We start from the raw sequence: 11343 nt of genomic DNA, 5'->3' as shown, positions 1-11343 counted from the left end.
CCCTCCCGGGCCACCCCGCCGCCCCACGGCCCCGGCCGATCACGCCGCTTCGGGCCTGAAGGGTCACACGGCTTCGAGTGCCTCGCCGAACCACGTCCGCAGCGCCTCGTCCAGCGTCTCGTCGGGCTCGCCGGCCCACGCCACGTAACCGTCGGGCCGCACCAGCACGGCCTCGGGCCCGCCGGAGCGTACGACGTCCACCCGCCCGTGACGCATCCGCAGCCCGTCCGTCGCGCCGGCCAGCACGGGCCGCGCCCCTGCGCCCGCCCCCGGGGGCAGGTCGGGCAGGAAGCGGCCGAGCAGCGGGTGCGCCGGGGCGGGCATCGGGTAGGTCACGTCCGCTCCGGCCAGCATGGCGGCGATGCGCCCGAGGGCGGCCTCGTCGCCCAGCAGCTCGCCGAACACCGTCCGCAGCGCCGTCACCTCGGGCCCCGGCGCGACCAGCGCGAGCTGGGCCTGGCTGTGCATGGCGACCCGTTCGGCGGCGGGCCGGCGCTCGGCGTCGTAGGTGTCGAGCAGCCCGGCCGGCGCCCAGCCGCGCACCTGCGCGGCCAGCTTCCAGCCCAGGTTGACGACGTCCTGGAGGCCCAGGTTGAGCCCGGGGGCGCCCATGGCGGAGTGCACGTGCGCGGCGTCGCCCGCCACGAACACCCTGCCCGCGCGGTACCGGTCGGCCACCCGGGTGTCGCGCCCGTTCAGCCGCCGCAGCAGGCGCGGCCCGGGGCCGGGCGGCTCGGCCAGGGGCACGCCCCGCTCGCCCAGACCGAGCACGCGGGACAGGCTCTCGCCCAGCTCGCCGATGGTCATCGGCACGTCGTCGCCGGGCGCGGCGCGCTCCCACTCCATCGCGGCGACGGTGAACACGTCGGGACCGGCCGGCATGATCGCGTACGCGCCCCGCTCGGTCCTGTGCCAGGTGTAGAGCACGAACGTGCCCACCTCCGGAATGTCCAGCTCGACCTGCCTGGTCACCGCCCCGGGGATGGCGACGTGCGCGGTGCGGCTGACGACGTCGGCCGCGTGCGAGCCGGGGAAGCCGATCCCGGACGCCTTCCTGACCACGCTGTGCGCGCCGTCGCAGCCGACCAGGTAGCGGGTGCGCAGCTCGTCCGGCCCGCCGGGCCCGGTCAGCTCCAGGCTCACCCCGTCGGCGTCCTGGGTGAACCCGGTCAGCTCGTGCCCGCGCCGGATCTCCACGCCCAGGTCGAGCGCGCGCTTCTCGAGCAGTTCCTCCAGGACGGGCTGGCTGACGCCCATCCCGTGCAGCGGGTTGTCCTTCAGGCCCGCCAGGCGCAGCGGCATCCCGCCGAACACGAACGCGGGCATGGCGGCCTCCTCGTCGGCCAGGCCGCGCCGGCGCAGCAGCCGGACGACCTGGCCGACGATCCCGTTGGCCTTGGGCTGGTCGCTGCGCCGGGGCAGGCGTTCGACGACGACCGGCGTGACTCCGGCCAGGCTCAGCTCGCAGGCCAGCATCAGCCCGTTCGGGCCGGCTCCGGCGATGACGACGTCCACAGGTGTGCTCCTCATCGGGAAGGGGTGGGCAGTCCGGCGGCCAGCGCTCGCAGGCACTCGCGCAGCACCGGCACGAGCGGCACGGGAGGGTCGGCGCGCAGCCAGTGGGCCACGCCCGCCTGGACGGCCGCGGTCACCGCGCCGGCGACCAGGGACGGGTAGAGGTCGCGCGCCGGGTCGGCGCCGACGCGCTCCGCGACGGCCGCGGCCAGCTCGCCGTCGGCCGCGAACACCGCCCGCAGCGACTCGGCCCGCAGCGCGGGCTCGTCGGCCAGCATGCGGATGCCGGCCAGCAGTTCGGGCGACGGCGGTGTGTCGGTGGTGCCCGCGTGCCGCGCCCACGGCTGCACCATGGCCTCGGTGAGCGCCTCCCAGAGGGGCTCACCGGGCGGCCGGGCGCGCAGCGCCGCCACCGAGTCGCGCACGCGGTCGGTGTGCCGGGCGGTGATCGCCTCGTACTTGCTGGAGAAGTAGTTGTTGTACGTCCTCGGCGACACCCCGGCCGCGGCCGCGATGTCCTCGACCCGCACGTTCTCCAGGCCGCGTTCGTGCGCCAGCCGGAGCGCGGCCGACATCAGCGCCTCGCGGGTGGCCTGCTTCTTCCGCTCGCGCAGTCCGCTCATGCCCATGACCATAGAACGAAGTTGCGTGATCAGCAATATTTCCGACCACGCAATTTTCATCTAACGGGCCGACTCGAATCCCGACGTTAGATTGGGAGGATGCCCTTCCTGAGCCTGGAATTCGTCAGCACGGTCAGAGCCGACCGATCCGGCCCGGTCGACACCCTGTCGAGCGTCGGCGGGATGACGGCCTGGGCCCGCGAGCACGCCGCCGAACTGGGTCTCGACGAGAGCTTCACGGCCTCGGAGGAGCTTCGGCGCGAGACCGTACGCCTGCGCCAGGCCGTGCGCGCCCTGTTCGCCAGAGCCGTGACGCCCGAGCCGCCGAGCCGGGCGGACGCGGCGGACCTGCCCGCGTTCGAGGAGGCGCTGGCGCTGGTCAACGCCACGGCCCTGGCCGCGCCCACGGCCCCGCAACTGCGCTGGACCGGCGCGCCCACCCTCGTCACGGCCTCGACCGGCGACGAGTCGGCGCGGCTGCGCGGCCGGCTCGCCGCCGGGGCGGCCGAGTTCCTCGCCGGCCCCGAACGGGCCCTGCTGCGGACCTGCCAGGCCCCCCGCTGCGTGCTCTATTTCGTCAAGGAGCACCCGCGCCAGGAGTGGTGCTCGACGGCCTGCGGGAACCGCGCCCGCGCGGCCCGGCACTACCGGGAGCACCGGAAGTGACCCACATCTAACGCCAACGACCCGACTTTGCCGTTATATTGTCTAACGGCAAGTCAGTCGTTCATCCGTTAGAGGAGTGTGGGATGTCCTTCCAGACCGGGCACATCGGGCTCAACGTCACCGACCTCGACACGTCCAAGGAGTTCTACCGGCGCGTGTTCGGGTTCACGGTCGCGGGCGAATCGCACGAGGACGGCCGCCGCTACGCCTTCCTGACCCAGGACGGCGCGCTGGTGCTGACGCTCTGGCAGCAGAGCACCGGCCGCTTCGCCGCCGATCGTCCCGGCCTGCACCACCTGTCCTTCCAGGTGGCCGACCTCGACGCGGTCCGCCGCGCGGAGAAGGTGATCAGGGACCTCGGGGTGACCCCGCGGCACGACGGCGTCGTGCCGCACGGCGAGGGCGCCGCCTCCGGGGGCGTGTTCTTCGAGGACCCCGACGGCGTCCGGCTGGAGATCTTCGCCCCCGACGCGGCCGGCGACCGGCCCGCGCCCACCACCGGCGCGCCCACCTGCGGGTTCTTCTCGTGAGGAGCCATCCGGGCGAGGTCGCCGTGCAGCGGCGCGCCGGGGTGCGGGTGGCGGATCACGGCAGCTCGCGCGCGCGGGCGGACATCCCCGAGGTGGCGGCGGCGTTCCTGCGGGACCAGCGCATGATCGTGGCCGGCGCCGCCGACGACCTCGGGCGGCTCTGGGCGAGCGTGCTCACCGGGCCCGCCGGTTTCGCCGACGCGGCCGACGACCGCACGATCGTGCTGCGCGCCGCGCCCGCGCCGGACGATCCGCTGCACGGGCTGTTCGCGGCCGAGCGGGACGTCGGGCTGCTGGCCATCGAGCCGCGCACGCGGCGCAGGATGCGCGTCAACGGCACCGCCGTGCAGACGGGAGAGTCGCTCGTGGTCGGGACCGAGCAGGTCTACGCCAACTGCCCCAAGTACATCCAGACCCGCGAGCCCACCACGCCCCCCGGCACGCCGGCCAGGATCGGGAGCGGGTCCGCCCCGACCGGGCGGCACCGCGACTGGATCGAGGCGGCCGACACGTTCTTCATCGCCACGCGGGCCGCCGGCTTCGGGGCGGACGTGTCGCACCGGGGCGGCAACCCCGGCTTCGTCCGGGTCACCGGGCCGCGCTCGCTGGAGTTCCCCGACTACCCGGGCAACGGCATGTACATGACGCTCGGCAACCTGGAACTGGACCCGGCGGCCGGGCTGCTGTTCCCCGACTGGGAACGCGGCCGGACGCTGCACCTGACCGGGCGGGCGCGGGCGGACTGGGGCGGCGACCGGCCGGTGGTGCGGTTCGAGGTGGACGCCTACACCCACCTCGCGGGGACCCTGCCCGCCGGGTGGACCGCGCCCGGCTACCACCGCTTCAACCCGCCCGTACGCGATCAGGGGAGCAGCAGGAGCGGGTCGGCGATCGGGACCGTGCTGTAGTCCTCCCCGGCCACGGGAGCGATCTCCTCCCAGTGCACCCAGCGGGCGCTCGCCTCGTGGTGTACGCCCCCGCGTGCCGTCAGTGTGCGCGGGGGCCACAGCAGGTATCCCCACCGCGCTCCCTGCGCGTCGTCACCCCAGGCCAGCAGGTAACGCGCGATGCCGTCGGGGACCGCCGCCACGATGGGCGGCCTCCAGATCTCAGGCAGTTCCACAGGGCTCATGCCGTTATTATACGAACTCCAGTTCGATATAGCCAGGCCCGGAAAACGAAGAAGACCGCTTCCCGAGCTCGGGAAGCGGTCTTCTTCTCGCTGTGGAGCTATGGGGATTCGAACCCCAGACCTCCTCCATGCCATGGAGGCGCGCTACCAACTGCGCCATAGCCCCTTGTTGCGAGTAAAAGTCTATCCGACTCCGGGACCTCCCCTGCACGCGAAAACCGTTGCCCGGGCCGCCGCAGGCCCGGGCACAGCGGCCGTCAGCTCACCGACCTGGCCTTTTCGACCAGCGTGACCAGCTCGGAGACCATCGGATCCTCCGAGGCCGCCGCCAGCCGGGTCGCGTGCTCACCCAGCGTGGCCAGATCCATGCCGAACGCCTCCCGATCCCGCAGGTACAGCGCGAACGCCGCCACGGCGACGTCCACCTGCAGCCGGACCGGCGCCTTGTCCCAGAGGGAGGCGGCCAGGTCGCCGGAGCGCAGCGACTCGCCGGCCTCCGACGCGGCCCGGGTGTCAGGGTCCTGCCAGCGGACCGTGGCCTGGGCGAGCTGGCCGTGGGCCCCCGGCTTGAGCTTGAGCGCGTACAGGGCGGTGACGGAGTGGCCTGGACCGATCTCGCCGCCGTCGCGGCTGTCGTCGCGGAACTCCTCGGCGCTCAGCTCGCGGTTCTCGTACCCGATGAGGCGGTAACTCTCCACCACCGACGGGTTGAAGACGACCTGGGCCTTGGCGTCGCGGGCGCGCAGGTCGAGGGTGCCGGGGAGCTGCGTGGTGAACAGCTTCGTGGCCTCCTCCTCGCTGCTGACGTACACGGCCATGCCGTCGCCGTTGTCGGCGAGCTGCTCCATCAGCTCGTCGCCGTAGTCGCGGCCGACGCCGACGGTGAGCAGCGTGACCTGCTTGCCCGCGTACTCCTTGACCTGGCCCAGGATGGCCTGCCACTGCGTGGCGCCCTGGTTGGCCAGGCCGTCGGACAGCACGATGACGCGGTTGGTGGCGGCCGGCCGGTACGCCCGGGACGCCTCCCGGTACCCGGTGGTGAGCCCGGACTCCAGGTCCGTGCCTCCGGAGACCGTGAGCCGCTCGATCGCCGCGCGCAGCTCGTCCCTGGCGGTCAGCGGGGTCATGGAGGCCAGCACCTCGGCGTCGTCGCTGAAGGAGACGATCGAGACCTGGTCGCCGGGGGCGAGCTGGTCGAGCAGCTTCAGCAGGGCGGACTTGACCAGGTCCAGCCGCCCGGCCTCGGCCATCGAGCCGGACACGTCCACGACGAACGTGAGGTTGGCGGGGCGCCGCTCGGAGGTTTCGGAGGCGCGGGTCTGCAGGCCGACCCGCAGGACGGCCTCGTCCCGCTCGGGCAGCCGCGCGCCGTCCACGTGCACGGCGAACCCGTCGTCCGGCGGCTGGGCGTAGTCCTGGCGGAAGGCGTTCACCCACTCCTCGGGGCGGACCTGGCCGGGTTCGGGCCAGCGGCCCTCCTGGAGGGTCCGGCGCGCGTAGCCGTACGAGGCGGTGTCCACGTCCAGGGCGAACGTGGAGATCTGCGCGGTCGTCGTGTCCTTCTCGCTGTCCGGGCGGGCCGACGCGGACGCCTCCGCGCCCGTGCCCTGGTCCTCATCGGACGACTGCCCGGCCGCGACGGGGGCCCGGTCGCTGCTGGTGGCGTGCTGGCCGCCACCGCCGCAGGCCGCCAGTCCCAGGAGTGCGACAAGACCCACACCGGCCGCCATGGGGCGAAGTTTCATCTGAACCACCTCCGAGTCGTACGACGGAATGGAGTTCACGGTGGCCGGGCCGGTGACGTAAGCGAGCGCAAACCGCGATCGACACGTGATCAGTTGTGATGAATGGGATAATTGAGGTAGTCATGATGCCGTGCGCGTGTATTTGGGCATTGCCGGAAAACAGCATGAAATCCCGCCGGATGTACTCAATAAGGCTCGGTCGGTTATCGAGCCCGCCTTTCCCGTGCCGCCGGACGTCATCCGCGGTCAGGAGTGGCACGGCCGGGGCGTCTCACTGTTCGGCTGGAGCAACGAGCCCGACGACACCCGCAGGCCGCCGCTGATCTCCGAGCACGGCGGCCGGGTCGTCGGGCTCAACGGCCACCTGGCCGGCCCCGCCGACGTGACCGCGCTGCCGGACGACTCCGTGGGCGGCTGCTTCTCGGCCTGGTTCGCCCGTGACGGGGAACTGGGCGCGAGCACCGCGATCAACCGCGTCTGCCCCGTCTTCTACGCCGAGACCCCGGAACTGCACATCGTCGGCAGCCGCGCGCTGCTCGTGCACCTGATGGCCCAGGCCGGCGACCGCGTCGAGCACGACGTGCTCGCCCTGCAGACGATGGTCAGGCAGGGCTTCTTCCTGTCGGACGAGACCCCGTACAAGGGGGTGTCGGCGCTGCGGCCCAGCTCGCGGCTCGTCGTGCGGGACGGCGTACGCACCGTCTCCGAGACCCCGCTGCCCGAGGCCGCGCCCGCCCCCACCTCGGAGCGGGCCAAGCGGTCGGCCATCGACGAGCTGGCCGACGCGCTGCTGGCGACCGTGACACCGCTGCGCGACCTGGGCGAGCCGGTGAACCTGGCGCTGACCGGCGGCCGGGACACCCGTATCCTGGCGGCCCTGCTGCACGCGGCGCGGGTGCCGTTCCGGGCGACGACGAACGGGCTCGACACGCACCCCGACGTGATCATCGCCCGCATGATCGCGGAGCGGCTCGGCGTGGGGCACACGGTCATCGCCCCGCCGCAGACCGCCGCCAAGGACGCGGTGCTGGTGGAGCATCCGCTGAACCGGGCCTGGGAGACGCTGCGCACCTGCGAGGGCATGACCTCGGCGTACGAGACGATCGTGAGCTACCTGCCGTACTCCGGCAAGCCCACCATGTCGGGGCAGAGCGGCGAGACGCTGCGCGCGGGCAGCCTGAACCTGCTCCAGACCGACCTCGGCGACAAGGCCCTGACGCGGCGCATCGACAACACCTTCCGCAAGGACGCCAAGCTCTTCACCGCCGAGGCCAACGAGCACGCCCGCGAGCTGGCCGCGCCGTGGCTGGCCCGTCCGAACCGGCTGGAGGCGCTGGACCACATCTACATCTGGTACAAGGTGGGACGCTGGCAGGCCAGCGCCCGCGCGGGCTCGTTGCGGCGCGGCGACCCGGTGCGGCCGTTCCTGGACAACCGGGTGGCGCGGGCGGCGCTGGGCCTGGACCAGGGCTGGCGGCTGTCCGAAGAGGTCATCTACGCCCTGATCCTGCGCCTGGCCCCGAAACTGCGGGACGTGCCCATCGAGGGCAAGCAGTGGCGCTTCACCGGTGACGAGCGGCCCCGTCGCCGCTTCCCCTGGCCGGCCCGGCTGCCCGTGCCTCCCCCGCACCTGCCCACGACCAAGACAGGAGGCGGCTGGAGCTGGCGGACCAGCCCCGGCCCCGCGCTCACCGACGTGCTGCGCGAGCAGGTGCTCGGCACCCTCGACGCCCTCACCCCGATCGTGAACCCGGACGAGGTCCGCGCCCTGTTCGCCGCCCCCGTGGTGCAGAAACCGGCCCTGGCCTGGCACCTCTACACGGTCAGCACGCTGCTGACCGGCCTCTACCCGGGCAAGGCGCCCGAAGGGCCGGCGGAGATCACGGTCTCCAGGCCGGATCCCGCCCGATGAGCCCGAGGAACCGGTCGAGCGCCGGCGCGCCGGCCGGCACCGGCACCTCCGCGCCGAACGCCCCGCGCTCGCGGCCGATCGGCGCCATCCTGGAGCTGAACTCCGCGAGTTCGGCGGTCGTCTCGTCGTCCACCTCGTAGCCGAGGCCGGTCGCCCTGGACAGGTCCCAGCCGTGCGCCACGAGGTCGGTCAGCGCCATGCGGGCGATCACCGCCCTGGGCAGGCCGCCCATGGCCTCGCTGACGCCCTCCCACGCCTCGGGACGCTCGTAGACGGCCAGCATGCGCTCGGCCCGCTCGGGGAAGTCGCCGGTGTACTCCGCCTTCGGGGGCACGAACGGCCCTCCGGCGGCGACCGACTCGAACAGGGACATCGCCCACTCCAGGTGGTCGAGCAGCGCCCTGACGTCGTATTCGGCGCACGGCGTGGGCAGCCCGAGCTGGTCGTCCTTGATGTCGTGGACGACGTCGGCGGTGCGGGCGGCGGCACGTTGCAGCAGTGGCAGTATCTCGTTCATGCGTTCTAGTGTGCCAGGGCCGCGTCCTCCACCCGGACACGAACCGCGAGCAACCCCGCGTTCACGACCGTGAACGCCAGGGCGGTCAGCCAGGCCGTGTGCACCAGCGGCAGCGCGATGCCCTCGGCCACCACGGCGACGTAGTTGGGGTGCCGCAGCCACCGGTACGGCCCGCCGCGCACCAGCGGCAGCCCCGGCACCACCACGACCCGCGTGTTCCACCTGTGTCCCAGCGTGCCCACGCACCACCAGCGCAGCCCCTGCGCCAGCAGCACGACGGCGAGCATGGGCCAGCCGAGCGCCGGCAGGAACGGGCGTCCGAGCAGCCACACCTCGGCCGGAGCCGCGACCAGCAGCGCCACGTGGGCCAGCACGATCCAGCGATAGTGCCGCCCGCCGTACTCGACGCCGCCCCTGGCCAGGGCCCAGGCGAGGTTGCGCCTGGCCACGACGAGTTCGGCCAGCCGCTCCACCGCGACCAGGCCGATGAGCAGCGCGTACGCGATCACCAGTGCAGCAGCAGCAGTTCGGCGGAGAAGCCGGGCCCCAGCGCCATGAGCACGGCGGGGGCGCCGGGCCGCCCGCGGGTCTCCTGGAGCACGTGCAGCACCGAGACCGACGACAGGTTCCCGTTCTCGCGCAGCGAGTTCCAGGTCACGTCGAGCGCCTTGGGCGGCAGGTCGAGCGTCTCCACGATCTTCTCGATCACCTTCGGGCCGCCCGGGTGGCAGATCCAGGTGGCGACCTGGTCGGGGGTCAGGCCGTAGTCGGCCAGGAACGTCCTGATGTCGCCGGCCAGCACTTCTTCCACGAACGCGGTCAGGTCCGCGTCGAGCACGATGCGGAAGCCGTGGTCGCCGACCTCCCAGCCCATGAGGTGCTCGGTGCCCGGGTAGAGCCTGCTGCGGGTGGCGACGACCTCGGGGCCGGGGCCGCGCCCGGTCGCGACGACGGCCGCCGCCCCGTCCCCGAACAGGCCGCTGGCGACGAGGTTGGCGATCGAGACGTCGTCGCGCTGGATGGTCAGCGAGCACAGCTCCACGCACACCAGCACGGCCACGTGGTCGGGCCAGCCGCGCAGGTAGTCGTGCAGCCGGGAGAGCCCGGCCGCGCCCGCCGCGCAGCCCAGGCCGAACACCGGCACCCGTTTCACGTCGGGACGCAGCCCCATGCGCTGGGCCAGCCTGGCGTCGAGCGAGGGCGTGGCCAGGCCCGTGGTGGAGCAGAACAGCAGGTGATCGATCTTCTCGGGGCGCACGTCGGCCTTGTGCAGGGCGCCCGCCAGCGCCCGTTCGCCGAGTTCGAGCGCCTGCTCGACGTAGGCGTCGTTGGCGCGGGCGAAGGAGTCGAGCTTGGCGTAGTCGGCCAGCGGCAGCGCCAGGTTGCGGCCCCGTACCCCGGTGGCCTCGTGGAAGCGCCGCAGCAGGTCCTCGTCGCACTCGGTCAGCCGGGAGAACGCCTCGGTGATCTCCGCCTGCTCGTAGCGGTGATCGGGCAAAACGGTCTGTACTCCCGAAATGTGCATATATCTCTCCTGCCGCGGAGAGGGCCCGGCTAACCTGTGAGCCCCGCGGCGCGGGCGTCAGCGGGTGAGCCGCCAGAGGGAGGTCACCTCGGCGGCGCGGGCCGCGTGCAGCGGGTCGTCCCGGTCGGCGGCCCGGCCGTGCCGCGGCGTGACGTCGAGGCGGCCGGCCACCCGCAGCCCCGCCGCCGCGAACTGCGCCAGCAGCTCGCCCCGGCTCCGCAACCCCAGGTGCTCGGCCAGGTCGGACAGGATCAGCCAGCCCTCGCCGCCGGGCTCCAGATGCTCGTCCAGCCCCTCCAGGAACCCGCGCAACATCCGCCCCTCCTGGTCGTAGACGGCGTGATCGAGCGGCGAGAGCGGCTTGGCCGGCAGCCACGGCGGATTGCACACGACCAGCGGCGCGCGCCCCGGTGGGAACAGGTCGGCCCGCACCACCTCCACCCGGCCGGACAGCCCCAGCCGGGCGAGGTTGTCGCCGGCGCACTCGACGGCCCGCCGGTCGAGGTCGGTGGCCACGACGTGCCGCACGCCGCGCCGGGCCAGCACCGCCGCCAGCACGCCGGTGCCGGTGCCGACGTCGAAGGCCAGCCGGTCGCCGGGCAGCGGCGCCTCGGCGACCAGATCGACGTACTCGCCCCTGATCGGGGAGAACACGCCGTGGTGCGGATGGACGCGGGCGCCGAGCGCCGCAACCGGCACGCCCTTGCTGCGCCACTCGTGCGCGCCGATCAGGCCGAGCAGTTCCCGAAGCCCGCCGACCGCGGGCGGCGCGTGCGGGCCGTACACCGCGGCGCACGCCTCGCGCACGTCGGGCGCCCTGCGCAGCGGCACCACGTGATCGTCGGCGTACGGGACGAGCAGCATGCCGAGCGTGCGGGCGCGCTGCGACCGGGCCTGGCGGTGGCGGTGGAAGCCGCTGCCGGGCGCGGCCGGCTTGCAGCGGCGGCCCATGGCGGCCAGCAGCAGGCGGGCGTTGTGGAAGTCGCCGCGCCACAGCAGCGCGGTGCCCTCGCAGGCCAGGCGGTAGGCGACGGCGGCGGGCAGCCGGTCGTCGGCCACGATCACCCGCGCGGGGGGCGGCGCGCCGAGCGCCGTGCGCCAGAGCGCCGAACGCTCCTGCCCCGCCTCGGTCCACTGGATCATCGCCACCAGACGGTGTCACGAACACCGCCCGCCCT

12 protein-coding genes and 1 tRNA gene are annotated in these 11343 nt (G+C 73.4%); 4 read left to right on the top strand and 9 right to left on the bottom strand.

Features of this window, described 5'->3' with window-relative positions; genetic code table 11:
• Positions 1-63: 63 nt before the first annotated feature.
• Together FAF44_RS14325 and FAF44_RS14320 are read right to left on the bottom strand one after the other, a co-directional pair.
• Positions 64-1515, bottom strand: a complete 1452-nt coding sequence (locus tag FAF44_RS14325; RefSeq protein ID WP_237103618.1) for an FAD-dependent monooxygenase — start codon at positions 1513-1515, stop codon at positions 64-66.
• An 11-nt stretch (positions 1516-1526) separates the two neighbouring features.
• Positions 1527-2138 carry a TetR/AcrR family transcriptional regulator gene (locus FAF44_RS14320; protein ID WP_237103617.1) on the bottom strand — a complete coding sequence of 204 codons (612 nt, stop codon included), beginning with the start codon at positions 2136-2138 and terminating at the stop codon, positions 1527-1529.
• 99 nt (positions 2139-2237) lie between these two features.
• On the opposite strand from FAF44_RS14320, the gene FAF44_RS14315 reads away from it, so the two are divergent.
• The 3 genes from FAF44_RS14315 to FAF44_RS14305 all read left to right on the top strand — a co-directional run bounded on the left by FAF44_RS14315 (position 2238) and on the right by FAF44_RS14305 (position 4242).
• Complete coding sequence (locus tag FAF44_RS14315; protein WP_237103616.1) at positions 2238-2804, top strand: ABATE domain-containing protein; 567 nt, start codon at positions 2238-2240, stop codon at positions 2802-2804.
• Positions 2805-2887: 83 nt separating this feature from the next.
• Complete coding sequence (locus tag FAF44_RS14310) at positions 2888-3334, top strand: VOC family protein (RefSeq protein ID WP_237103615.1); 447 nt, start codon at positions 2888-2890, stop codon at positions 3332-3334.
• A complete protein-coding gene (locus FAF44_RS14305) occupies positions 3331-4242 on the top strand; it encodes a pyridoxamine 5'-phosphate oxidase family protein (protein WP_237103614.1) in 912 nt (303 codons plus the stop codon). Before FAF44_RS14310 ends, FAF44_RS14305 begins: the two co-directional genes overlap by 4 nt.
• On the opposite strand, the gene FAF44_RS14300 is transcribed toward FAF44_RS14305, so the two are convergent.
• The 3 genes from FAF44_RS14300 to FAF44_RS14290 form a co-directional block, all read right to left on the bottom strand.
• Positions 4197-4466: a hypothetical protein gene (locus FAF44_RS14300; protein WP_237103613.1), complete on the bottom strand. Its 270-nt coding sequence runs from the start codon at positions 4464-4466 to the stop codon at positions 4197-4199. The genes FAF44_RS14305 and FAF44_RS14300 overlap by 46 nt on opposite strands.
• A 93-nt stretch (positions 4467-4559) precedes the next feature.
• Positions 4560-4632 (bottom strand) — tRNA-Ala (locus FAF44_RS14295).
• A gap of 91 nt (positions 4633-4723) precedes the next feature.
• Positions 4724-6211, bottom strand: coding sequence for a von Willebrand factor type A domain-containing protein (locus tag FAF44_RS14290; RefSeq protein ID WP_237103612.1), 1488 nt, complete (start codon positions 6209-6211; stop codon positions 4724-4726).
• A 223-nt stretch (positions 6212-6434) separates the two neighbouring features.
• On the opposite strand from FAF44_RS14290, the gene FAF44_RS14285 reads away from it, so the two are divergent.
• On the top strand, positions 6435-8123 hold the full coding sequence (locus FAF44_RS14285; RefSeq protein WP_237103611.1) for an asparagine synthase-related protein: 1689 nt from the start codon (positions 6435-6437) through the stop codon (positions 8121-8123).
• Here FAF44_RS14285 and FAF44_RS14280 read toward each other — a convergent pair.
• From FAF44_RS14280 to FAF44_RS14265, 4 genes are read right to left on the bottom strand one after another with little or no spacing between them, the layout of a single operon-like run.
• On the bottom strand, positions 8092-8640 hold the full coding sequence (locus FAF44_RS14280) for a TIGR03086 family metal-binding protein (RefSeq protein WP_237103610.1): 549 nt from the start codon (positions 8638-8640) through the stop codon (positions 8092-8094). The genes FAF44_RS14285 and FAF44_RS14280 overlap by 32 nt on opposite strands.
• 5 nt (positions 8641-8645) lie before the next feature.
• Positions 8646-9149 carry an isoprenylcysteine carboxyl methyltransferase family protein gene (locus tag FAF44_RS14275; protein ID WP_237103609.1) on the bottom strand — a complete coding sequence of 168 codons (504 nt, stop codon included), beginning with the start codon at positions 9147-9149 and terminating at the stop codon, positions 8646-8648.
• Positions 9146-10165, bottom strand: coding sequence for a type III polyketide synthase (locus FAF44_RS14270; RefSeq protein ID WP_237103608.1), 1020 nt, complete (start codon positions 10163-10165; stop codon positions 9146-9148). The genes FAF44_RS14275 and FAF44_RS14270 overlap by 4 nt, the downstream gene beginning before the upstream one ends.
• 57 nt (positions 10166-10222) lie before the next feature.
• Entirely contained in the window at positions 10223-11308 is a 1086-nt protein-coding gene (locus tag FAF44_RS14265; protein ID WP_237103607.1) for a methyltransferase, read from the bottom strand.
• Positions 11309-11343 lie beyond the last annotated feature (35 nt).

It is taken from the genome of Nonomuraea sp. MG754425 (assembly GCF_021699195.1).
Classification (GTDB): Bacteria; Actinomycetota; Actinomycetes; order Streptosporangiales; family Streptosporangiaceae; genus Nonomuraea.
Note: the sequence above shows the minus strand (reverse complement) of the source record. Positions and strands in the feature narration are given on the sequence as shown.

Excerpts from the sequence above, each read along its gene's own strand:
- FAF44_RS14320 (WP_237103617.1), bottom strand. The coding sequence starts at position 2,138 with ATGAGCGGACTGCGCGAGCGGAAGAAGCAGGCCACCCGCGAGGCGCTG.
- FAF44_RS14315 (WP_237103616.1), top strand. The coding sequence starts at position 2,238 with ATGCCCTTCCTGAGCCTGGAATTCGTCAGCACGGTCAGAGCCGACCGA.
- FAF44_RS14310 (WP_237103615.1), top strand. The coding sequence starts at position 2,888 with ATGTCCTTCCAGACCGGGCACATCGGGCTCAACGTCACCGACCTCGAC.
- FAF44_RS14300 (WP_237103613.1), bottom strand. The coding sequence starts at position 4,466 with ATGAGCCCTGTGGAACTGCCTGAGATCTGGAGGCCGCCCATCGTGGCG.
- FAF44_RS14290 (WP_237103612.1), bottom strand. The coding sequence starts at position 6,211 with ATGAAACTTCGCCCCATGGCGGCCGGTGTGGGTCTTGTCGCACTCCTG.
- FAF44_RS14280 (WP_237103610.1), bottom strand. The coding sequence starts at position 8,640 with ATGAACGAGATACTGCCACTGCTGCAACGTGCCGCCGCCCGCACCGCC.
- FAF44_RS14270 (WP_237103608.1), bottom strand. The coding sequence starts at position 10,165 with ATGCACATTTCGGGAGTACAGACCGTTTTGCCCGATCACCGCTACGAG.
- FAF44_RS14265 (WP_237103607.1), bottom strand. The coding sequence starts at position 11,308 with ATGATCCAGTGGACCGAGGCGGGGCAGGAGCGTTCGGCGCTCTGGCGC.